Origin of the sequence: Cryobacterium sp. Hz9 (assembly GCF_004402825.1) — a bacterium.
GTDB lineage: Bacteria > Actinomycetota > Actinomycetes > Actinomycetales > Microbacteriaceae > Cryobacterium > Cryobacterium gelidum.
This window is the reverse complement of sequence record NZ_SOFC01000023.1, coordinates 176410-197572: the sequence shown is the minus strand read 5'-3', so window position 1 is coordinate 197572 and position 21163 is coordinate 176410. Positions and strand designations below refer to the sequence as shown.

Below are 21163 nucleotides of genomic sequence, written 5' to 3'. Positions count from 1 at the left end.
GCGGTGCAGCTCGTTCTCGCCACGCACAACGCCCACAAGGTTGAGGAGTTGCGGCGCATCCTGGCCCCTCAGCTGCCCGGCATCGAGGTGCTCGCCTACGACGGCCCCGAACCTGTCGAGGACGGCGTCAGTTTCACCGAAAATGCCCTGATCAAGGCGCGCGCCGCTGCGGTTCATACCGGGTTGCCGGCGATCGCCGACGACTCGGGCATCTGCGTCGACATTCTCGGAGGGGCTCCTGGAATCTTCTCGGCACGCTGGTCGGGACCGGCCAAGGACGCCGGCGAGAACCTGCGCCTACTGCTCTGGCAGCTCAGCGACGTTGCCGAGCAGCACCGCGACGCCCACTTCACCTGTGTCGCGGCTCTCGCCTTGCCCGACGGCACCGAGCGGGCCGTCACCGGCGAATGGCCGGGACAGCTTCTGTTCGAACCGACCGGTGCCAACGGTTTCGGTTACGACCCGATCTTTCTCCCCGACGGATACGCCATCTCGGCAGCCGAGCTCTCGGCACACGTCAAGAACCAGGTCAGCCATCGGGCGATCGCGTTCGACGCTCTCGTCCCGGTGCTGCGAGAGGTGCTCGGCGTCTGACTTTGGGGATGCTGAGAACGGCATTCATTCCCAACTAGCCGGTCGGCTGGCAAGCGGCGCGCTACAGGCCTAACGTTGCGCCATGGGCCACGATCACGAGCACGGCACCGGATCGAACCGGAGACGATTGTCGATCGCCATCGGCATCGTGGCATCCGTGCTGCTGGTCGAAGTGATCGGAGCATGGCTCACCGGCTCGCTTGCCCTGCTCGCTGATGCCGGGCATATGCTGTCCGATCTGTTCGGCCTCAGCGTTGCGCTGGTCGCGACCGTGGTCGCGGCCCGGCCGCCGACCGACCGGGCCACCTTTGGGTTTCAACGCGCTGAGGTGTTCGGGGCGCTCATCAATGGGTTGATCCTGATCGGTGTGGCCAGTGTGGTCTCCGCCCTGGCCATCGCCCGGTTGATCAGCCCGTCGGGCACCGAGGTGCTCGGCACGCCGATGCTCGTCGTCGCCATTATCGGACTGGCCGCCAACGTGGCCGCGATGGTATTGCTGCGCCCGGCTGCTATCGGGTCAATCAACATGCGCGGCGCGTACCTCGAGGTGCTCGGCGACGCTCTGGGATCGGTCGCGGTTATCGTGGCCGCCATCATTATTCTGACCACCGGCTTTGCCCAAGCGGATGCCATCGCCTCGCTCGTCATCGCCGGAATGATCTTGCCGCGCGCCTACTTTTTGCTGCGCGACGTCGTGCGGGTGTTCAGCCAGTCGACCCCGGCTGACACCGACGTGAGCGAAATTCGACGCCACCTGCTCGCCACGGTGGGGGTGGTCGCCGTGCACGACGTCCACGTCTGGGCGATCACGAGCGGTGCCCATGTGTTCACCGCCCACATCGTCGTCGAGCCCAACGTGCTCGCTGCCGGTACCGACGCTCTCCTCGATGAGCTGTCGGGATGCCTCGCCGTGCACTTCGACGTGGCCCACTCAAACTTTCAGCTCGAACCAGCCGAGCATGCCGAGCACGAAGACCAGCAGCACCGCTGAGCTGATCAGACCTCGTGACGACCATTGTGATTGGTCTTGAACGTGTCCGGATCGAGCAGGTGGCTGCTCGGTGCGGTGGTCGGCTGGCCGCGCAGGCGACGGGCTTTCAGCATCGACTGCACGTAGTGATACACCGTGGGAATGAGGGTGACGACGACCGCGCCGAGCAGGATGAGGTCGATGTACTTCGTGACGAATTCGGCCACCGGTGGAATGTAGCCGAGAAAGTACCCGCCGAAGGTCAGGCCGGTACCCCAGAGCAGAGCACCGATGAGGTTGTACAGGGTGTACTTGCGGTAGTCCATGTGGCCGACGCCGGCGGCGACCGGTGCGAAGGTGCGCACAATCGGCACGAACCTGGCCACGATGACGGCGACGCCACCGAATCGAACGAAGAAGGCATTGGTGCGGTCGACGTTCTTGATGCTGAACAGGCCGGATTCCTTGCGCTCGAAGACGCGGGGACCAAATTTATGCCCGATCAGGTAGCCGACTTCGCCGCCCAGAAAAGCGGCAAACCCAATAGCCAGGGCCACCCACCAGATGTCGATCTGGATGACGCCGGCGGCGGGGAACGCGAGCAAGCCGGTGATGATGAGGAGGGTATCGCCCGGCAGTAGAAACCCGACCAACAGGCCGGTTTCGGCAAAGACGATCGCACAGACGACGAGCAATGCCCACGGGCCGGCCGATTCAATGATCTGGGTCGGGTCGAGCCAAGGAATCAGAGCGGTGTGAATCACGCGGGTGTGCTCCAGTCGGCGGCGGGCAGACGTTCGGGTAACGACGGCGGATACCGAGACACAGGGTATCGCCTTATGGTGAGAATGCTCCGCCGATTACCCCCTGAAACAGGGGGAGTCGGTCGATTGTGGCCCTGGTTTCGCGACCGTCAGTGGCGGCGTGCGCTCAACGCTGCTGAAATCTGCTCCATGTGCGGGAGAGGGGACTTGAACCCCCACGCTCGAAAGCACAGGAACCTAAATCCTGCGTGTCTGCCAATTCCACCACTCCCGCGGGTGTGGCCCCAGTCTAGTTGGGTTGATCATCGCTGCGAGCGCTAGCTGGGGTGTCGTGGCCGCGCAGCGCGGTCGCGTAGGACGCCATTCGAGCGCGAAGCGCACCCACGAGCGCCGCCACCGCCGGCAGTCGCAGCGATTCGGTGCGCACGACCATCCAGTATGAAAGTCGTTCCTGAAATTGCTCCGGCAGCAGACGCACCAAATCGGCGTGCTGATCGGCCATGAAACACGGCAGAAAGCCGATTCCGGCGCCGGCCCGGGTGCCCTCGACGTGCACGAAGACGTTGGTGGAACTCAGCGACTCCCGCATCTCTGGCACGAGTCGTCGGGGGGCGTCAAGGTCGTCGACCTGCAGCATCGAATCCACAAAATAGACGAGCGGATGCTGAGTCAGCTCGGCAATGGTCCGGGGCGTTCCGTGCGTCTGCAGATAGAGACGGGAGGCGTACATGCCCAGGTTGTAATAGCCGAGCAGAATCGACTCCGCCCGGTGCACTTGCGGCTCGCCTACGACCACTTCGATGTCCAGCCCGGAACGGTGCTGCAGGGCACGTCGGGTGACGGTGACGATTTCGACCCGCAGCAGCGGATGTTGTCGCTGGAGGCCGGCGACAGCGGGGGCGGCGATGAAGGCACTGAAGCCGTCCGTCGCCGACATGCGCACCACGCCGGCAATCTGCTGTGCTTCAGCGGCGGAACCGCGCAGCAAAGCGACGGCGGATTCCACCCCCTCCGCCGCGGTGCGGGCGCGTTCCCCGAGTTCGGTCAGTTCCCAACCAGCCACGGCATGGGCCAGGAGACGACCGTCCAGGGCTTTTTCGAGGGCGGTGATGCGCCGCGACACCGTGGTGTGGTTGAGCCCGAGGCTCTCGGCCGCGGTCGTGAATCGACCGGTGCGGGCGACGGCCAACAGGATGAGGAGATCATCGGGATTGGGGGCGGTGCCAGCCAGCGGAGAGGTCATATCTGCAATTATGCACACGTGCTCTGTCGTTTTGGTTCTTGTTGCCCGTTCGTCGTGCGGGAATACTCAATCAGGTCGTGTTTCTCTAGAGACGACCAAGCTCTTCCCTAGTACTCAGGCCAACGACGTGTCATCGACGACACAAAGGAGATAGACAATGAGTGTCAATCAACGCGTTGGGGCTGCCGATTCCGGCACGGCCACGCGCCTCGCCGGAAGCGAAACCGAAAAATCAGGTTTGAAGAAGATTGTCGCCGCTTCCATGGTGGGCACGGTCGTGGAATGGTACGAGTTCTTCTTGTACGCCACCGCCGCGAGCCTGGTCTTCGGCACGGTCTTCTTTCCGAACGCTGGCAGTGAGCTTGACGGCATCATTGCCGCCTTCCTCACGTATGCGGTGGGGTTCATCGCCCGGCCGCTCGGTGGCATCGTGTTCGGTCAGATCGGCGACAAGCTCGGCCGCAAGCACACCCTGCAGGTGACAATCATCATGGTCGGGGCAGCCACCTTCCTGATGGGCTGCCTGCCCGGTTTCGACACCATCGGCTACTGGGCACCGGCGCTCCTTGTGGCCCTGCGCTTCATACAGGGTTTCGCCGTCGGTGGTGAGTGGGGCGGCGCTGTTCTTCTCGTTGCCGAGCACAGCCCGAACCAATCCCGTGGCTTCTGGTCGAGCTGGCCGCAGGCCGCTGTTCCGGTGGGCAACCTACTCGCCACACTCGTACTGCTCACCATGACCTGGATTCTCCCGCCAGAGCAGTTCCTCAGCTGGGGCTGGCGCGTGGCGTTCTGGCTGTCCGCAATCATCGTCGTGATCGGTTACTACATTCGTACCCACGTCAGTGAAGCCCCGATCTTTCTCGAGGCTCGCGCGCAGGTCGAGGCCGAGAAGGCCGTCAATTACGGGGTGCTCGAGGTTGTGCGCAAGTACCCCAAGGGCATCCTCGGAGCTATGGGACTGCGTTTTGCCGAAAATATTTTGTACTACATCATCGTGAGCTTCTCGATCGTCTACCTGAAAACGGTGCACGAGTACGACACCGGCCAGCTGTTGATTGCTCTGCTGATCGCGCACGTCGTGCACTTCATCGTGATTCCGCAGGTCGGTCGTCTCTCGGACCGCGTGGGGCGCAAGCCCGTGTATCTGGCCGGCGCCGTGCTCGGTGCTACCTGGGCGTTCTTTGCCTTCCCCATGTTTGACACCCTGAACCCTGTGCTCATCATCCTGGCCGTCACGGTCGGGTTGTGCTTCCACGCCCTGATGTACGCGGGCCAGCCCGCCATCATGAGCGAGATGTTCCCGACTCGCATGCGGTACTCGGGTGTGTCGCTCGGTTACCAGGTCACCTCGATCCTGGCCGGGTCGATGGCGCCGATCATCGCCGCCGCACTACTGCAGGAATATGGCACCTGGGTGCCCGTCGCGATCTACATCATGATCGCCTGCGCGATCACGGCGGTCGCTGTGGTCACCCTCAAGGAAACCAAGGAAGTATCGCTGCGCGAGGTCGACGCCGTGGATGCGCGCAAGCATGGGCTCGAGCCCGTCACCCAGAAGAACTGACCGGCTCGATCTGTCGGGGCGAGGCGGTGCCGTTGGTGCCCCGCCTCCCACCGCCCTGCTCGTGCAACAAGCGCGCAATCAAAGGAACAACATGACTGATCTCACCGACGCCGTTGGCGACACGCCTGTGCGCACCAGCGAACAGCCCCTCGCCGGGCGTCGAGCCCTCGTCACCGGCGGAGCGAGCGGAATCGGCGCCGCCGTGGTGCGGGCGCTCGCCGCCGGTGGCGCGCAAGTCGTCGTCGCCGACATCGACACGGCCGGTGCCACCGCCCTGGCGGAGGAGATCGGGGGATCAGTCTGGACCGTCAACCTCATGGACACCGATACCCTCACCGACGATGCCCTCCGACTCGCGCTGGACGGCGTCGACATTCTGGTCAATAACGCAGGAATTCAGCGGATCAACCCGATCCAGGACTTCAAGCCGACCGATTTTCATAACATCCTCACGCTGATGCTGGAGGCGCCGTTCCTGCTGATTCGGGCAGTGCTACCGCAGATGTATGCGGCTAATTTTGGGCGCATCGTCAACGTGTCGTCGGTGCACGGCATTCGCGCCTCACCGTTCAAGAGCGCCTACGTGGCGGCCAAACATGGACTGGAAGGCCTGTCCAAGGTCACCGCTCTCGAAGGGGGAATCCACGGCGTCACGAGCAATTGTGTGGCTCCCGGTTATGTGCGAACGCCCCTGGTCGAAAAGCAGATCACCGACCAGGCGCTCGTGCACGGAATTCCGGAGGCTGAGGTACTGAGCAAGATCATGCTCACCGAGAGCGCGATCAAGCGTCTGGTCGAACCGGCCGAGGTGGGGTCGCTCGTGGCCTGGCTCGCCTCCGACGACGCCGCTATGGTCACCGGGTCGAGCTACACGATGGACGGCGGCTGGTCGGCCCGCTGACGTTGGGTCGGGCGGGCTGGCAGGCTGAGTCGGGCGGGCGGGCAGGCAGGCCGGGTCGGGCACGGATGGCCGCGACGGATGCCGAGGCATTCGCCGCCGCCATTTTTGCTGTTCAGAGCACCGAAAAACAAGCCCTGTGGAGAACTTGCACAAAGAACTGTGAATGAGGCCATCATTCGGGGATGACCGAAGCCGTTCGTATCATTACAGAGCAAGTTCGACTACGGGTGCGCCGCGAGGGCGTTGACCTGTCAGCCAACAACGCGTTGGTGGAGCAGTATGTGCGCGACGAACTGCGTCGTTACAGCGAGCGGGCGCTCGGCGGGCTCGCGCCGATGATCGCCGACGAACACCAGGCCACCCGCGAGGTTGTGGCGGCGCTCACCGGTTTCGGCGTGCTGCAGCCTTTTTTCGACGACCCCGACATCGAGGAGATCTGGATCAATGGCCCAGCCCGGGTGTTCGTGGCGCGCGACGGGGTTCCCGAGCTGACGACGCTGCTGCTCAGAGAGCAAGACGTGCGCGATCTGGTCGAGCGGATGTTGCAGGCCTCCGGTCGCCGGGTCGACCTCTCGTCACCGTTCGTAGATGCCTCGTTGCCGGACGGGTCCCGGCTGCACGTGGTGATTCCGGATATAACGCGCAAGCACTGGGCGGTGAACATTCGCAAATTCACTCGACGTATCCGCGAGCTCAACCAGCTGGTCGGGCTCGGCGCGCTCACCCAGCAGGCCGCCGATTTTCTGCGAATCTGCGTACTCGGCGGGCAGAACATTCTGGTGTCCGGCGCCACTCAGACCGGCAAAACGACGATGCTGAACGCTCTGCTCTCATCTACGCGTCCGGGCGAACGCATCGTGACCGTGGAGGAGACTTTCGAACTGGACCTGTCGGCCCGCGACGTGGTCGCGATGCAGTGTCGGCAGCCGAGCCTGGAGGGAACCGGGGAGATCACCCTGCGCCGGCTGATCAAGGAGTCGCTGAGGATGCGTCCCGACCGGCTGGTGGTCGGCGAGGTTCGCGAAGCGGAAAGTCTCGACCTGCTGATTGCGCTGAATAGTGGACTGCCCGGCATGTGTTCGATTCATGCCAATAGTGCACGGGATGCGCTCGCGAAACTCTCGACCCTGCCGCTGCTTGCCGGCCGCAATATTGACTCGTCGTTCGTGCTGCCGACCGTGGCGGGCTGCATCGACATCGTGGTGCACTGCGAGATCGATCGGCATGGCCGCCGACGGGTCACCGAAATCATCGCGCCGAGCGGCCAGCTGGCAGGCTCGGCCATCGAGGCGAGCCCGCTGTTTCTCTCCCCGCACGGACACCTCGAACCAACCGGTTCGCACCCTACCAAGCTCGCCAAGTTTCGAGCTGCCGGCGTCGACCCGGCGCAGGTGTTGCGACAGGGGGCCGCATGACGCTCGTGCTGGGGTGCCTGTTTGGCAGCGGACTCGTGCTTGTACTCGCACCATTCCTCTGGCCGGCCGGGTCCGTTGCCGAGCGTACGCGCGTGGGTGAGCGGATGCGGGTGCGCCTGGTTCAGGGCGGGCTGCGGTCGGCGCCAGTGCCGGCGTTCCTGGCGCTGTCGGCGATCGTGGGTGTGGCATCCGCTGCCCTCGTGCACGGAATCTTCGCGGTGCTCGCGCTCAGCGCTGTCGCCGGCCTGGCCGGGCTGCTGCTGCCGTGGTTGATCGTGTCGTGGCGGGCTGCGGCGCGGCGCCGGGCTAATCGCACGGTGTGGCCCGACGTTGTCGACCATCTGGTGTCGGCGCTCCGCTCCGGGCTGGCGTTGCCAGACAGCGTGAGCAGCCTCGCCCAGGCCGGGCCGCCCGCGACCCGCATCGCGTTCGCGCAGTTCGAGCGTGAATACCGCGCCACCGGCAATTTCAGCTATTGCGTTGACGAGCTTAAACGATCCCTCGCCGACCCGGTCTCCGATCGTATTCTGGAGACCTTGCGGATGGCACGGGAGGTCGGCGGGAGCGATCTCACGATCGTGCTGCGCAGCCTCGCTGCCTGGCTGCGACAGGATGCCGCGGTGCGGCTCGAAGTGGAAGCCCGCCAGTCGTGGGTGGTGAACGCGGCCCGGCTGGGCGTTGCGGCGCCGTGGATCATCCTGATTCTGCTCGCCTCCCGGCCGGAAGCCGCCATTGCCTACAACTCGCCGGCCGGCGTCGTCGTGATCGCGAGCGGCCTGGCCCTGTCGATCGTTGCCTTTCGCGTCATGATTGCCCTGGGTCGTCTGCCGGAGGAACGCCGATGGTTCGCCTAGACATCAACCTGTGCATAACTCTGACGTGTTTCGTCGCTATGCGTCACTATTCACGCATGACCCCCATGAGTGTTCTGAAGTCGTGGGACCGATGAGCGCCGCGCTGGGCTGGGCCGTGTTGTGCGGAAGTGGCCTCGGCGTGGGGTTGTGGTCGCTCGTGAGCTTGACACCGCGGCTGACCCGGCCCCGCTTGATCGACCGGGTGGTGCCCTATATCCTCGACATTTCCCCGGAAGCGCGCCGCATCGTCGCCCGGCGAACGGTGAATCCGATTCCCGTGCTGGGCAGCCTATTCGCGCCGATGTTCGGTGCGCTCACCCGCGGGCTGTCGAGTCTGCTCGGTGGCAGCGACACCATTGCGCGTCGCCTGCACCAGGCCGGGTCGGTGAAGACGGTCGAGGAGTTTCGCTCCGTGCAGCTCGTCTGGGCGTTGCTGGCCTTTGCCGCCGGAACAGTGCTCACCATCGTCGCCCTCCCCGAGCTGTTACTTCCTGCCCGTCTGTCCGTGCCGTTCGTGGCCGCGGTCGGGGGCGCCATGCTGCGGGATTGGCTGCTCCAGCGTGCAGCCACCGCCCGGCTGGCACGCATGCGAAGCGAACTGCCGACCGTCCTCGAATTCCTCACCTTGTCGCTATCGGCCGGAGAAGGCATCCTGGACTCCATCCGACGCGTATCGCGGACGAGTTCGGGGGAGTTATCGCGAGAATTCGCCGGGGTGGTCGCGGAGGTGCATACCGGGGTTCCGATCGCATCGGCGTTGCAGGCACTGTCGCGGAGTATCCAGTTGCCGGAGGTGACCCGGTTGGTGGACCAGGTCACGGGCGCACTGGACCGGGGGTCGCCGCTGGCCGAGGTGTTGCGGGCGCAAGCGCAGGATTCCCGCGACCAGACCAAGCGCACGCTGCTCGAGCTGGCCGGCAAGAAAGAAGTCGCGATGCTCGTGCCATTGGTCTTTTTGATTCTGCCGATGACCGTACTGTTCGCTGTTTTTCCAGGGCTCGTTGTGCTTCAGGCCGGGTTCTGACGCACCACCGCACCACCGCACCGCTGCACTGCTGTACTGCCTTCGCACCGTCCGCGCTCAAGCTCACGAGAAAAGGGAATGCCATGAACCGATTCACGCTCCGCCTCCGCAGTCTGGTCCGCGATGAAACGGGTGATGTCCCCGGTTGGGTGCTGATCACGCTGATGACAGCCGGTCTGGTTTTGATTATCTGGGGACTCGCGGGCCCCGCCCTCAGCGGGGTGTTCCAGCAGGCCATGGATCGCGTCAGCAGTTTCTGACCGGGCGGCATGTACGAGAGCTGCAAGCGGATGCGACACCGCAACTGGCTGCGCCCGAACAGGTTCCGAGACGAGTCGGGTTCCGCTGTGGCCGAATTTGTCATGGTGGTGTCGCTGCTGACCTTTCTGACGCTCATGGTCATGCAGCTTGCCCTTGCACTGCACATTCGCAATACCGTGCTCGACGCCGCCGCCGAGGGCGCACGCTATGCCGCGCTCGCGGACAGCAGCTTGCTCGCGGGAGCCCAACGCACGCGCGATCTCATCACGACGGCCATTGGAATGACCTACGCCACCGATGTCGTGGCGAAATACGGCGTGAGTTCCGGATACACCACCGTTGAAGTGCGGGTGATCGCGCCGCTGCCGCTCATGGGGTTGCTCGGCGCCCCGCGTAAGTTGGAGGTGGTCGCTCATGCTGCGGTCGAATCGCTGGGGTAGGGGCAGCGCTCGCGCCGTGCTGCGCGATTGGGAGGCTGGCTCGGCGTCGCTCGAGTTCATCACGGCGGGCATGATTCTGCTCGTTCCACTGGTCTACCTGGTGCTCGCGCTGTCGGCCTTGCAGGGCGGTGCACTCGCCGTGGAGGGCGCCGCGCGGCAGGCGGCCCGGGTATACGTGCAGTCCCCGGATGAGGTCACAGGCACGGTGCGGGCTCGCCGGGCCGTCGCGTTCGCGCTCGAGGACTACGGTCTAGACCCGGGCGATGCCGAGGTGCAGATCGAGTGCGCTGGTGGTGCGAGTCGCTGTCTGACCCGCCAGGGGCTCGTGACGGTCACCGTGCGCATTGGCATTTCACTTCCGCTGGTGCCCGACCTGCTCGCGCTGAACCAGAACGCGAGTGTGCCGATGACGGCGTCGTCGACGCAGATCGTGTCCCGGTTTGGAGAGCTCGGATGACCATGCGCCTTTCGCACTCGTCGAACGAAGACGGGTCCACACTGCTGCTCACTATTTTCTACGGCTTTCTGGCCTTGAGCCTGGTGCTCGTAGCCCTGTCTGCGACGTCGCTCTATCTCGAACACAAACGGTTGCTGAGCCTCGCCGACGGGGCGTCGCTCGCCGGGTCTGAGGCGTTCACCCTCGATGCGGTCCAGCTCGGCATCGTTGGACCCCGGCCACAATTGCGATCGGACGCGGTGTCAGCGGCGGTGGACGAGTACCTGCGCCTCGTTCCGCACGACTCGTTCGAGGCGCTCGCCGTGACGAGTGCGGCATCAGCAGATGGGCAGAGCGCGTCGGTGACGTTGCGCTCGTGGTGGCGCCCGCCCGTGCTCACCCTCGTGGTCCCTGACGGTGTACCGCTCGAGGTGACGGTGGTATCCCGGGCGGTGTTTCACTAGCGCCGATTTCAGCAGCACCGGTTACACAGATTCAGCCCACGGAGCCTAGGTGCGCCAGGGTGGTTCTGGCCGGCTGTTGCTGTTGCTGTTGCTGGTGCTGGTGCTGGTGCTGGTGCTGGTGCTGGTGTTGGCGCGGTGGTGCGGGCGGGTCGCCAGGTTTGGGTCGGGTCCCAGATGAGTGGCCCTTGTATCTGGGGTCTTCCTCGGATCATGCGGATTTTCCATCCGGCGGTGTCGATGGTGTGGTGGTGGTACCAGCACAAAAGGGTGCCGTTACCAATGTTGGTGGGTCCGTTCTGCTGCCACGGGATAACGTGGTGCACTTCGCACCAGCGGGCCGGGATGGTGCAGCCGGGGATGAGGCAGCCCTCATCGCGGGCGGCAATCGCGGCGCGTTGCTTCGCGGTGAAGCAGCGGAGTGTATCGCCGAGGTTGAGGACGTTGCCGTTCTGGCCGAGCAGTACTTGTTGGTAGCCGCCGGCGCAGATGAGTTCACTCACGCGGCGGAAGCTAAGGGGGGCGTCGATGCCGTCGATCCAGCCGACACCGCGGCCCTGGTCAAGGTCGACGGCATTGATGTGCACCATCACGGTCGGGGCGGCGCCGCCCATGGTCGGGGTGTGTGGGTCGCGGGCGGCGAATTCGAAGATGGTGCGGAGCATGTCGGCGCGTTTCTCCCCACCGGTGCGGCGGTCACCACTGGTCTGATCAACACCGAAGCGGGTGTCGCCGCTGAACGGTTCGTCGCTGAACGGCTCCGCGCCGGTGCCGGTGCCGGTGCCAGCCGTGCCGTTGAGCAGTTCGGTTGGCAGAAACCTGGGTGTTGTCGACCGCGCCGACAGATAGGTGTCGAACAGGGTGTCCATGATGCCGCGGAGTTCGGGGGTGACGTCGGCGCGCAGCGGGTAGAGCCCATTGCGCAGCAGCCCGAACGTGAGGGTGCTTGTCGCTTCGACGGCATCGTCGTTGGGGGCGGTGCCGTCGGGATCGAGGCGGCCCTGCCATTCCAGGGCTTGCGCCTGTAGCAGGTCGGGCGCAAAGCGGATCCCCGCGCCGGGTAGCCCGGCGGTCTCGGGGGTGATGGCGCCGGTCGCCGAGGCGACGAGGGCGCGTTCGACCCGGTCGAGGTCGTCCTGCCCGACCCGGCCGTGCAACGCGGTCAAGGTGGTGGCGATGATCTCCGCCGACTCGATGCCGAGGTCACCGCTTTTGAGGCCGGCGGCGATGACCGGGTAGCGGGCCGGCACGGGCAGCCCGAGCGGGGTGCGTTCCACGGCGGTCTCACCCAGCTTGAGGCGGCGTTTGGCTTCGCGGGCGGAGATGCCAGCAAGGTGGCTGATGAAATCGACCCGGTTGCGGCATCCGTTCCTGTAGGCGAGCGACCCGGTGCCAAGATCGGCCTCGGCACGAGCACCGAGGTCGGTGGTGGCTCGAAGCCTGGCCCCATCAACCTTGCGACCAAGAGCTTCCAGGGCCGCCATAACCGCGATGGCTTCGGTGTCGTCGAGGTGACCAAACCGCACCCCATCCAACGCCGCAGCCAGAATCGCACCAGCCTGGGCAATCGCCGCGACCCGGGAAACCTCGGGTTCCGGCACAGAGCCGGCTGCGGCGGGCGGGGCGGTGAGGGTCATGGCGGCGGTGCCTCCTTCACCCACAATTATAGCCCAAACCATACCTGAAAACGAGAGAAACTCAGCTTAATGCTGATGTTTTATAAGAGTTGTCTACGATCTTTGAGAGCGGCAAACGGTGTGCTTCACACTCGAGACGCGATCATCGCTCTCGCTCTCGCTCCGTGTCGAGCCATTGCATATGCGCAACCTGTGACCGATATTTCAGGACCCGTCGTCGCCGGCCCGACCCGAGCCTGCATCAATACTCGGGTGGGGGAGCGTTCGGCGGCGCCCGCGTAAGGTAGACGGGTGCCTACACGTCTCTCCAACTACTTTCTCCGTACTCTCCGCGAAGACCCCTCCGACGCCGAAGTGACCAGCCACCGCCTGCTCGTGCGGGCCGGCTACATCCGTCGTCAGGCGCCGGGTATTTTCGCCTGGCTGCCGCTCGGCTTGCGGGTGAAGGCCAAGGTGGAGCGCATCATCCGTGAGGAGATGCAGGCCGCCGGAGCGCACGAGGTGCACTTTCCCGCCCTGCTGCCACGCGAACCCTACGAGGTGACCGGCCGCTGGGACGAATACGGCGAGGGACTGTTTCGCCTGAAAGACCGCAAGGGCTCCGATATGCTGCTCGCGCCGACCCACGAAGAGGTCTTCGCGCTGCTGGTGAAAGACCTGTACAGCAGTTACAAAGACCTGCCACTGTCGATTTATCAGATTCAGGACAAGTACCGCGATGAGGCCCGTTCGCGGGGCGGACTGCTGCGCGGCCGCGAGTTCACCATGAAGGACGCGTACTCCTTCGACTACACCGATGCCGGCCTCGACGTCAGCTATCAGTTGCAGCGCGACGCCTACGAGCGCATCTTCTCCCGATTCGGTCTCGACTATGAGATCGTGCAAGCGGATGCCGGCGCGATGGGTGGCTCCAAGAGTGAAGAGTTCCTGCACCCCACCTCCGTCGGCGAAGACACCTTCGTGCGCAGCAGCGGTGGCTATGCGGCCAACATCGAGGCGTTCCGCACCCTCGTGCCGGCCGACAAAGATTTCACCGCTCTGCCCGCCGCGCAGGTCTTCGACACCCCGAACACCCCGACCATCCAGACGCTGGTCGACAAGGCCAACGCCGAACACCCCCGCCCCGATGGCCGGGTGTGGACGGCAGCCGACACGCTCAAAAACGTCGTGCTCGCGCTGACCAGCCTGGACGGCACGCGAGAACTCATCGCCATCGGCGTTCCTGGCGACCGCGAGGTCGACCTCAAACGCGTCGAGGTGGCATTCGCGCCCGCCGAGGTTGAGGCCGCCAACGAAGGCGACTTCGCCAAGAACCCCGGCCTGGTCAAGGGTTACATCGGCCCGTGGGGCCTCGGCGTCGATGAAACCCGTGGTGCGGTGCTCGGTGAGAAGTCGACCACCGGCATCCGTTTCCTGGTCGACCCGCGCGTGGTCGCCGGCACCGAGTGGATCACCGGCGCCAACGAAGCGGGCCGTCACGTGTTCGGCCTGGTCGCCGGCCGCGACTTCGCGATCGACGATGTGGTCGAGGCCTCCGATGTGCGCGCCGGCGACCCGGCCCCCGACGGGTCTGGCCCGGTCGAACTCATTCGTGGCATGGAAATCGGGCACGTTTTTCAGCTCGGCCGCAAGTACGCCGAGGTGCTCGGCCTCAAAGTTCTCGACGAGAACGGCAAGCTGGTCACGGTCACAATGGGCTCGTACGGCATCGGCGTCACCCGCATCCTCGCGGTCATCGCCGAACTCAACAATGATGCAAAGGGCCTGATCTGGCCCGAATCGGTCACTCCGTTCGATGTGCACGTGATCGCCACCGGCCGTGACGAAATCGTCTTCGACACGTCAGAGGCCGTTGTCGCGGCGATCGAGGCCACCAATCGTGAGGTGCTCTACGACGACCGCCGCAAGGTCTCGCCCGGCGTCAAGTTCGGCGACGCTGAACTCATCGGCGTGCCGTGGATCGTCATCGTCGGCCGCGGCGCCGCCGACGGCATCGTCGAACTGTGGAACCGCCGCACCGGCGACCGCGAGCAGGTCGACGTCGCCGACGTTGCGAAGCACTTCGTCTGAGAGCCGCCCGATTCGTTTGGAACGGATGCTGACCGACTGGCAGCATCCGTTCTGTAGCGAGCCCGCCAGAACCAGCCAGGCACGGCTGAGTGGGTGACGGGGCGCCGCAGAGTCAGGTACCGTAGTATCCAGCCCGCTGCGCGGTTTCGCGGCGGCAAGATCTGAATAGAGGAGGCCGGCCATGGACATCGACCTCAGTGTTTTGCGGCTACTGGAGCGCGAAAAAGAGATTCCCTTTGAGGAACTCGTACAAATCATTGAACAGGCGATTCTGACCGCCTATGTCAAGCACATCCAGCAGGATGTGACAAAGCTTGAAGCTTCGAAGATTGCCGACGCCAATCATTCCAGTCAGGAAGTTCCCGAAGCGCGCGTCGTTCTCGACCGCAAGTCCGGGCACGTCGACATTTACATTCCCGAGCACGATGATGAGGGCAACGTCATCGGCGAGGCCGTCGACAACCCGACCGATTTCGGTCGAATCGCTGCCTTTGCCGCCAAGCAGGTCATCAACCAGCGTCTGCGCGACCTGGCCGACGACGCTGTGCTCGGTGAGTTCAAGGGCCGCGAGGGTGACATCGTTGCCGGGATCATCCAGCAGGGCCCCAACCCGCGCATGATTCACGTCGATCTCGGTACCATCGAAGCGATCATGCCCCCCGAGGAGCAGGTTCCCACCGAAAGCTATGTGCACGGCGCGCGCATTCGCGTGTTCGTCACGGCTGTCGGTCGTGGGCTCAAAGGCCCCCAGATCACCGTGTCGCGCACGCACCCGTCGCTCGTGCGCAAGCTCTTCGCACTCGAGGTGCCCGAGATCGCCAGCGGAGTCGTCGAGATCGTCTCGCTTGCCCGCGAAGCTGGCCACCGCACCAAGATCGCCGTGCGTGCGACCGAGCCCGGCGTCAATGCCAAGGGCGCCTGCATCGGCGAACTCGGCCAGCGCGTGCGCGCCGTGACCGTTGAGCTCAACAACGAGAAGATCGACATCGTCGACTTCTCGCCCGACCTCGCGACCTTCGTTGCGAGCGCCCTGTCGCCGGCCAAGGTGACGAGCGCCTACGTGATCGACGAGTCGATCAAGGCTGTGCGTGCCCTCGTGCCCGACTACCAGCTCTCGCTCGCGATCGGCAAAGAGGGGCAGAACGCCCGCCTCGCGGCCAAGCTGACCGGTGCGAAAATCGACATCCAGCCCGACAGCATTCTGGAGGATGCCGAATAGGGGGTACGATGAAGTCCGTAAGAACGTGTATTGGCTGCCGTTCGCGCGCCCCTCGATCCTCACTATTGCGGATCGTTGCTGGGAATTCAGAAATTGTGGTGGATGAAACCGCCACACTCCCCGGTAGAGGTGCGTGGCTGCATGCCCGCCACTCGTGCTTTCAGGACGCCGTAAGGCGACATGCTTTCGGGCGTGCCTTTCGTGTGACCAGGTCACTGGACGCGAAACAACTAGAGAACAGGCTGAATTGGCTTATGGATAACTAATGAGCGGCTCGAAATGAGACCCGTCCGTTACTAACGGTCTGCCCCTTTCCGGGTGCAGGCCCGGAACAGGAGAATTGTGGCTGCGAAACCACGCGTACACGAGATCGCTACCGAGCTCGGAGTCGACAGCAAGTTAGCTCTTGCGAAATTGAAAGAAATGGGCGAGTTCGTCAAGGGACCGTCTTCCAGTGTTGAACCGCCGGTAGCGCGTCGCCTTCGCGCTGCGCTCGAGGCGGAGAGTGCCGCTGCCAAGGCTGCAACACCCGCGCCCGCCGCAGGTGCTGCCGTTGGTGCCGCCACTACGGCAACGCCCGCTCGTCCGAGCCACGGCGCCAAGCCGGGTGCTCGTCCCGGCCCCAAGCCCGTCGCTGAACCGGTAGCCCCGGTTGTGGTCGAGTCTGTCCCGGCAGCGGATGCGGCGCCCCTTCCGGTAGCGCCGCTGACCGTGGCCGAGCGCCAGGCTCAGGCCGCTGAGAAGGCTGCTGCTGCCCAGAAAGCTGCCGCTGCCGACCAGGTCGCCGCAGCTAATGCCGCAGACAAGCCCGGCACGGACACCCCCGAAGCGAAAACCACGGAACGTTCGGCTACGCCGGTCAAGCCTGGCATGCCTCGCCCCGGAGCAGCACGACCGGGCAACAACCCGTTCGCCAGCAACCAGGGCATGGGTCAGCGTCCCACCCAGCCGCCGCGTCCGGGTAACAACCCGTTCGCGAGTGCGCAGGGCATGGGCCAGCGCCCCGCAACACCCACCCCGAGCAACATTCCGCGGCCGCCAGCGCCTCGTCCGGGCGCACCGCGTCCCGGCGGACCCGGTCAGGCTGCACGCCCGACCGGTTTCGGCCAGCGCCCAGGCGCTTTCCAGCGCCCGGGCGGCGCCCCGGGTGGAGCGGGCGCCGCACGCCCCGGATTCACTCGTCCTGGCGCTCCGGCCGGAGCGCCCGGCTTCGGTCCGCCCCGCCCGGCCGGTGGTGGCGGCGGAGCCGGTCGCGGTCGCGGCCCGGGCGGTGGCACCGCTGGTGCCTTCGGTCGCGGTGGCGGCAAGAACAAGGCGCGCAAGTCGAAGCGTACGAAGAGAGCAGAGTTCGAGCTGCGTGAGGCCCCGTCGCTGGGTGGAGTATCCGTACCCCGCGGCGACGGTGGCACCGTTGTTCGTCTCCGTCGCGGAGCATCCATAACGGACTTCGCCGACAAGATTGACGCGAGCCCCGGAAATCTCGTCACCGTGCTGTTCCACCTCGGTGAAATGGCCACGGCAACGGAGTCCCTCGACGAGGCCACGTTTGACGTGCTCGGCAGCGAGCTCGGCTACAAGATCCAAATGGTCTCTCCCGATGACGAGGACCGTGAGCTGCTGCTCGCGTTCGACATCGACATCGACCAGGAACTGGAAGACGAAACCGATGAAGACCTCGAGATTCGCCCTCCTGTCGTCACCGTCATGGGCCACGTCGACCACGGTAAGACCGCGCTTCTTGACGCGATCCGTAACGCCAAGGTCGCCGAGGGTGAAGCCGGCGGAATCACGCAGCACATCGGTGCGTACCAGATCATCACCGAGCACGAGGGTATCGACCGCGCGCTGACCTTCATCGACACACCGGGCCATGAGGCGTTCACCGCCATGCGTGCTCGTGGTGCGCAGGTCACCGACATCGCCATTCTTGTGGTCGCCGCCGATGACGGCATCATGCCGCAGACGATTGAAGCGCTCAACCACGCCCAGGCCGCCAACGTGCCGATCGTGGTCGCAGTGAACAAGATCGACAAGCCCGGCGCCAACCCGCAGAAGGTGCGTCAGCAGCTCACCGAATTCGGTCTCGTCGCCGAAGAGTACGGCGGAGACGTAATGTTCGTCGACGTGTCGGCCAAGAACAAGACCGGCATCCAGGAAATCCTTGACGCTGTGCTCCTGGTCGCCGATGCCGGACTCGACATGCGCTCCAACCCGAACAAGGATGCCCGTGGTGTCGCCATCGAGGCCCGCCTCGACAAGGGCCGCGGCGCGGTGGCAACCGTGCTCATCCAGTCCGGAACGCTGCACGTGGGAGACTCCATCGTCGCCGGAACGGCCTACGGCCGCGTTCGTGCGATGGCCGACGAAAACGGTGTTGCCGTTCTCGCCGCCACACCGTCTCGCGCCGTGCAGGTGCAGGGTCTCTCGAGCGTTCCCCGCGCCGGTGACACCTTCCTCGTCATCGAGGAAGACCGCACCGCGCGTCAGATCGCCGAGAAGCGTGAAGCCGCCGAGCGCAACGCACTGCTGGCCAAGGCCCGCAAGCGCATCAGCCTCGAAGACTTCACCCGTGCCCTCGAAGAGGGCAAGGTCGAGTCGCTCAACCTCATCATCAAGGGTGACGTTTCCGGTGCCGTTGAGGCCCTGGAAGAGTCGCTGCTCAAGATCGAGGTCGACGATTCGGTTCAGCTGCGGATCATCCACCGTGGTGTCGGTGCGGTCACGGAGAGCGACGTCAACCTCGCGACCGTCGACAACGCCATCATCATCGGGTTCAACGTGCGCCCGGACACGAAGGCCCGCGAGCGTGCTGCTCGCGAAGGCGTCGACGTGCGTTTCTACTCCGTCATCTACTCCGCCCTCGAAGACATCGAGAATTCCCTCAAGGGAATGCTCAAGCCCGAGTACGAAGAGGTCCAGAGCGGTATCGCCGAAATTCGCGAGGTCTTCAGCTCGTCGAAGTTCGGAAACGTCGCCGGTGTCATCGTGCGCTCCGGTACCATCACCCGAAATGCCAAGGCTCGCGTCATTCGCGAGGGCATCGTGGTGGGGGACAACCTGGGTATCGAGTCGCTGCGCCGGTTCAAGGACGATGTCACCGAGGTTCGTACGGACTTCGAGTGTGGTATCGGACTGGGCAAGTTCAACGACATCCGGATTGGCGATGAGATTGAGACCATCGAAATGAAGGAAAAGCCGCGCGTCTAGCGTTTGGCTTTCCGGGGTCGGGCTCCGCTGGGGCCCGACCCCGGTTGGGGTTGGGTCGGTGGGTGGCCGTCCTTTCTCTTCGCGGACAGAAAAGTACAGAGAATGACCGGGCGCCTCGGCGCCCGCTAACAAGGAGTGAGTCATGGCAGATCCGGAACGCGCCAGAAAGATGGCGGACCGCATTAAGGTCATCGTCGCCAAGCGACTGGAACGCGGCCTGCGCGATCCTCGGCTCGGGTTCGTGACCATCACCGACGTGAAGGTCACCGGGGATCTCCAGCATGCCTCGGTGTTCTACACGGTCTATGGCTCGATCGAGGAGCGCACCGACAGTGCAGCCGCGCTGAAGGCCGCGACCGGCCTGATGCGCAGCGAGGTCGGCAAGAACATCACCGCACGGCTCACACCGTCGATCGAGTTCATCGCCGATGGCATTCCCGAGAACGCGGCGCTCATCGACGACCTTCTGCGCGAAGCGCACGATCGTGACAGCGCGACCGAAGACAGTAAGGGCACAGCCACCTACGCCGGCGACGCCGACCCCTACAAGAAGCCGCGCGACTACGACCTCGGCGACGACGAGTCAGACGACCTCGACGGGCCGGACTCGGCCAGCACCGCCAAACACTAGATCCAGCAGCACCATATCGAACCGGGCCCGGGCCCGGAATGCGGCCCATGATCAATCTGGGCTCTCGTTCCGGGCCCAGGCCCGGCCTGGTTTAACGCGCGGGTTCCTGGGCGGGCGAATGCTCGGCACGGCCGCCGGTGCCGAAGGCTCGCTGATAGCGTGCGAAACGAAACGGCAGGCCGGTGCTGGAGCGAAGCCATCCGTGTGCTGGGTCTGAGTCAACGCGGTTCCAGGCCGCGGTGATCGCGGGGGCGATGGTGTCACCGGCAATCTGGGCGTCGATCTCGGTCACCTCGAGGGTGTCGGCGTATGGCAACGCGAGCCGATAGATTTCGGCCCCACCGATCACCCAGACCGGCCCCTCGGTGAGGGCGTGCGCGTCGTCGAAGGTGTGCGCGACGGATGCCCCGGCCCCGGCCCAGCCGCGCTGCCGGGTGATCACGACATTCTGTCGGCCGGGCAGGGGGCGAAAACGCTCGGGCAACGAGTCCCAGGTGCGCCGACCCATGATGACGGCGCCGCCCTGGGTGACGGAACGAAAATGGGCAAGGTCTTCCGGCAGATGCCAGGGCATCACCCCGTTGGCTCCGATGACGCCGGCGAGGGTCTGCGCCCAGATCAGGCCGAGCATCAGACGGCGACGCGCCCGCGGATGGCGGGATGGTGCTGGTAGTTCTCGAGCACGAGGTCGTTGTAGTCGTAGTCGAACAGGCTCCTGCGGCCCGGCTTGATGCGCAGAGTGGGGGAGGGGAACGGGGTGCGGGAGAGTTGCTCGGCAACCTGCTCGACGTGGTTGTCGTAGATGTGGCAGTCCCCTCCGGTCCAGACGAACTCGCCGAGCTCGAGGCCGGCCTGCTCCGCCACCAGCTGGGTGAGCAGGGCGTAGCTGGCGATATTGAAGGGGACGCCGAGAAAGAGGTCGGCGCTGCGCTGGTACAGCTGGCAGGAGAGTTTGCCGTCGGCGACGTAGAACTGGAACAGGGCGTGGCAGGGTGCGAGCGCCATTTTCTGCAGGTCGGCCACGTTCCAGGCGGAGACGATCATGCGACGGGAGTCCGGATCGGTTTTCAGGGTGTCGATCACCTGGCTGATCTGGTCGATGGTGTCGCCGCCGGGAGTGGGCCAGGAACGCCACTGCACCCCGTAGACCGGGCCCAGCTCACCGTTCTCGTCGGCCCACTCATTCCAGATGCGCACGCCCTTCTCCTGCAGCCAGGTCACGTTGGAGTCACCGCGCAGAAACCAGAGCAGTTCGTAGGCGATCGACGCGAAGTGCACGCGTTTCGTGGTCACGAGCGGAAACCCGGCGGCCAGGTCGAAGCGCAGCTGACGGCCGAACACGCTTCGGGTTCCGGTTCCGGTGCGGTCGGCTTTCTTCGCGCCGTTCTCGAGGGTGTCCCGGAGCAGCGCCGAATACTGAGCATCCGCGGTGGGCGAAGATGTGGGGAGTGTCGTTGATGTCACCGGTCAAT

21 protein-coding genes and 1 tRNA gene are annotated in these 21163 nt (G+C 64.8%); 16 read left to right on the top strand and 6 right to left on the bottom strand.

Annotation, left to right across the window (positions count from 1 at the left end; translation table 11 throughout):
* The first annotated feature begins 3 nt into the window (after positions 1-3).
* Both rdgB and E3N85_RS13390 read left to right on the top strand, forming a co-directional pair.
* On the top strand, positions 4-594 hold the full coding sequence (gene rdgB, locus E3N85_RS13395) for an RdgB/HAM1 family non-canonical purine NTP pyrophosphatase (RefSeq protein ID WP_134463974.1): 591 nt from the start codon (positions 4-6) through the stop codon (positions 592-594).
* An 82-nt stretch (positions 595-676) separates the two neighbouring features.
* Positions 677-1585, top strand: coding sequence for a cation diffusion facilitator family transporter (locus E3N85_RS13390; protein WP_134463972.1), 909 nt, complete (start codon positions 677-679; stop codon positions 1583-1585).
* A gap of 5 nt (positions 1586-1590) precedes the next feature.
* Here the strand turns inward: E3N85_RS13390 and E3N85_RS13385 are convergent, their stop codons facing one another.
* From E3N85_RS13385 to E3N85_RS13375, 3 genes are all read right to left on the bottom strand, one after another.
* On the bottom strand, positions 1591-2325 hold the full coding sequence (locus E3N85_RS13385; protein WP_174722497.1) for a DedA family protein: 735 nt from the start codon (positions 2323-2325) through the stop codon (positions 1591-1593).
* 195 nt (positions 2326-2520) lie between these two features.
* Positions 2521-2602 (bottom strand) — tRNA-Leu (locus tag E3N85_RS13380).
* A 15-nt stretch (positions 2603-2617) separates the two neighbouring features.
* Positions 2618-3571: a LysR family transcriptional regulator gene (locus E3N85_RS13375; RefSeq protein ID WP_134463968.1), complete on the bottom strand. Its 954-nt coding sequence runs from the start codon at positions 3569-3571 to the stop codon at positions 2618-2620.
* Positions 3572-3728: 157 nt separating this feature from the next.
* On the opposite strand from E3N85_RS13375, the gene E3N85_RS13370 reads away from it, so the two are divergent.
* The 9 genes from E3N85_RS13370 (at position 3729) to E3N85_RS13335 (ending at position 10930) form a co-directional block, all read left to right on the top strand.
* On the top strand, positions 3729-5135 hold the full coding sequence (locus E3N85_RS13370; protein ID WP_134463966.1) for an MFS transporter: 1407 nt from the start codon (positions 3729-3731) through the stop codon (positions 5133-5135).
* A 91-nt stretch (positions 5136-5226) separates the two neighbouring features.
* A complete protein-coding gene (locus E3N85_RS13365; RefSeq protein ID WP_134463964.1) occupies positions 5227-6036 on the top strand; it encodes a 3-hydroxybutyrate dehydrogenase in 810 nt (269 codons plus the stop codon).
* Positions 6037-6218: 182 nt separating this feature from the next.
* Positions 6219-7451 (top strand): CpaF family protein, encoded by a 1233-nt coding sequence (locus E3N85_RS13360; RefSeq protein WP_134463962.1) that lies wholly within the window; start codon positions 6219-6221, stop codon positions 7449-7451.
* Positions 7448-8305: a type II secretion system F family protein gene (locus tag E3N85_RS13355; protein ID WP_134463960.1), complete on the top strand. Its 858-nt coding sequence runs from the start codon at positions 7448-7450 to the stop codon at positions 8303-8305. The genes E3N85_RS13360 and E3N85_RS13355 overlap by 4 nt, the downstream gene beginning before the upstream one ends.
* Positions 8306-8396: 91 nt before the next feature.
* The gene (locus E3N85_RS13350) at positions 8397-9329 is read left to right on the top strand and encodes a type II secretion system F family protein (RefSeq protein ID WP_134463958.1); all 933 of its coding nucleotides are present in this window, start codon (positions 8397-8399) and stop codon (positions 9327-9329) included.
* Between the two features lie 83 nt (positions 9330-9412).
* Positions 9413-9589, top strand: a complete 177-nt coding sequence (locus E3N85_RS16380; RefSeq protein WP_166783960.1) for a hypothetical protein — start codon at positions 9413-9415, stop codon at positions 9587-9589.
* An 87-nt stretch (positions 9590-9676) separates the two neighbouring features.
* Positions 9677-10030, top strand: coding sequence for a TadE/TadG family type IV pilus assembly protein (locus E3N85_RS13345; protein WP_241978501.1), 354 nt, complete (start codon positions 9677-9679; stop codon positions 10028-10030).
* Entirely contained in the window at positions 10005-10487 is a 483-nt protein-coding gene (locus E3N85_RS13340) for a hypothetical protein (RefSeq protein WP_134463954.1), read from the top strand. Before E3N85_RS13345 ends, E3N85_RS13340 begins: the two co-directional genes overlap by 26 nt.
* Positions 10484-10930, top strand: a complete 447-nt coding sequence (locus E3N85_RS13335) for a pilus assembly protein TadG-related protein (protein ID WP_134463952.1) — start codon at positions 10484-10486, stop codon at positions 10928-10930. Before E3N85_RS13340 ends, E3N85_RS13335 begins: the two co-directional genes overlap by 4 nt.
* 8 nt (positions 10931-10938) lie before the next feature.
* Here E3N85_RS13335 and E3N85_RS13330 read toward each other — a convergent pair whose 3' ends face one another.
* Positions 10939-12564, bottom strand: coding sequence for an HNH endonuclease signature motif containing protein (locus E3N85_RS13330; RefSeq protein WP_166783959.1), 1626 nt, complete (start codon positions 12562-12564; stop codon positions 10939-10941).
* A gap of 291 nt (positions 12565-12855) precedes the next feature.
* Here E3N85_RS13330 and E3N85_RS13325 point away from each other — a divergent pair, with 291 nt between their 5' ends.
* The 5 genes from E3N85_RS13325 (at position 12856) to rbfA (ending at position 19691) form a co-directional block, all read left to right on the top strand.
* Positions 12856-14634 (top strand): proline--tRNA ligase, encoded by a 1779-nt coding sequence (locus tag E3N85_RS13325; RefSeq protein ID WP_134463948.1) that lies wholly within the window; start codon positions 12856-12858, stop codon positions 14632-14634.
* Positions 14635-14815: 181 nt separating this feature from the next.
* Positions 14816-15853: a transcription termination factor NusA gene (nusA, locus tag E3N85_RS13320; RefSeq protein ID WP_134463946.1), complete on the top strand. Its 1038-nt coding sequence runs from the start codon at positions 14816-14818 to the stop codon at positions 15851-15853.
* 8 nt (positions 15854-15861) lie between these two features.
* A complete protein-coding gene (locus E3N85_RS13315) occupies positions 15862-16119 on the top strand; it encodes a YlxR family protein (RefSeq protein WP_134463944.1) in 258 nt (85 codons plus the stop codon).
* A gap of 76 nt (positions 16120-16195) precedes the next feature.
* Entirely contained in the window at positions 16196-19060 is a 2865-nt protein-coding gene (gene infB / locus E3N85_RS13310; RefSeq protein WP_134463942.1) for a translation initiation factor IF-2, read from the top strand.
* Positions 19061-19202: 142 nt separating this feature from the next.
* Complete coding sequence (rbfA, locus tag E3N85_RS13305) at positions 19203-19691, top strand: 30S ribosome-binding factor RbfA (RefSeq protein WP_134463940.1); 489 nt, start codon at positions 19203-19205, stop codon at positions 19689-19691.
* A gap of 91 nt (positions 19692-19782) precedes the next feature.
* Here rbfA and E3N85_RS13300 read toward each other — a convergent pair whose 3' ends face one another.
* Positions 19783-20322, bottom strand: a complete 540-nt coding sequence (locus E3N85_RS13300; protein WP_166783958.1) for a dihydrofolate reductase — start codon at positions 20320-20322, stop codon at positions 19783-19785.
* Complete coding sequence (locus E3N85_RS13295) at positions 20322-21155, bottom strand: thymidylate synthase (RefSeq protein ID WP_134463938.1); 834 nt, start codon at positions 21153-21155, stop codon at positions 20322-20324. Before E3N85_RS13295 ends, E3N85_RS13300 begins: the two co-directional genes overlap by 1 nt.
* Positions 21156-21163: the final 8 nt, after the last annotated feature.

What these genes read in the sequence shown, in the direction of transcription:
- E3N85_RS13390 (WP_134463972.1), top strand. Translation starts at nt 677, where the DNA reads ATGGGCCACGATCACGAGCACGGCACCGGATCGAACCGGAGACGATTG.
- E3N85_RS13375 (WP_134463968.1), bottom strand. Translation starts at nt 3,571, where the DNA reads ATGACCTCTCCGCTGGCTGGCACCGCCCCCAATCCCGATGATCTCCTC.
- E3N85_RS13370 (WP_134463966.1), top strand. Translation starts at nt 3,729, where the DNA reads ATGAGTGTCAATCAACGCGTTGGGGCTGCCGATTCCGGCACGGCCACG.
- E3N85_RS13365 (WP_134463964.1), top strand. Translation starts at nt 5,227, where the DNA reads ATGACTGATCTCACCGACGCCGTTGGCGACACGCCTGTGCGCACCAGC.
- E3N85_RS13360 (WP_134463962.1), top strand. Translation starts at nt 6,219, where the DNA reads ATGACCGAAGCCGTTCGTATCATTACAGAGCAAGTTCGACTACGGGTG.
- E3N85_RS13355 (WP_134463960.1), top strand. Translation starts at nt 7,448, where the DNA reads ATGACGCTCGTGCTGGGGTGCCTGTTTGGCAGCGGACTCGTGCTTGTA.
- E3N85_RS13350 (WP_134463958.1), top strand. Translation starts at nt 8,397, where the DNA reads ATGAGCGCCGCGCTGGGCTGGGCCGTGTTGTGCGGAAGTGGCCTCGGC.
- E3N85_RS16380 (WP_166783960.1), top strand. Translation starts at nt 9,413, where the DNA reads ATGAACCGATTCACGCTCCGCCTCCGCAGTCTGGTCCGCGATGAAACG.
- E3N85_RS13340 (WP_134463954.1), top strand. Translation starts at nt 10,005, where the DNA reads ATGCTGCGGTCGAATCGCTGGGGTAGGGGCAGCGCTCGCGCCGTGCTG.
- E3N85_RS13335 (WP_134463952.1), top strand. Translation starts at nt 10,484, where the DNA reads ATGACCATGCGCCTTTCGCACTCGTCGAACGAAGACGGGTCCACACTG.
- E3N85_RS13330 (WP_166783959.1), bottom strand. Translation starts at nt 12,564, where the DNA reads ATGACCCTCACCGCCCCGCCCGCCGCAGCCGGCTCTGTGCCGGAACCC.
- nusA (WP_134463946.1), top strand. Translation starts at nt 14,816, where the DNA reads ATGGACATCGACCTCAGTGTTTTGCGGCTACTGGAGCGCGAAAAAGAG.
- E3N85_RS13315 (WP_134463944.1), top strand. Translation starts at nt 15,862, where the DNA reads ATGAAGTCCGTAAGAACGTGTATTGGCTGCCGTTCGCGCGCCCCTCGA.
- rbfA (WP_134463940.1), top strand. Translation starts at nt 19,203, where the DNA reads ATGGCAGATCCGGAACGCGCCAGAAAGATGGCGGACCGCATTAAGGTC.
- E3N85_RS13300 (WP_166783958.1), bottom strand. Translation starts at nt 20,322, where the DNA reads ATGCTCGGCCTGATCTGGGCGCAGACCCTCGCCGGCGTCATCGGAGCC.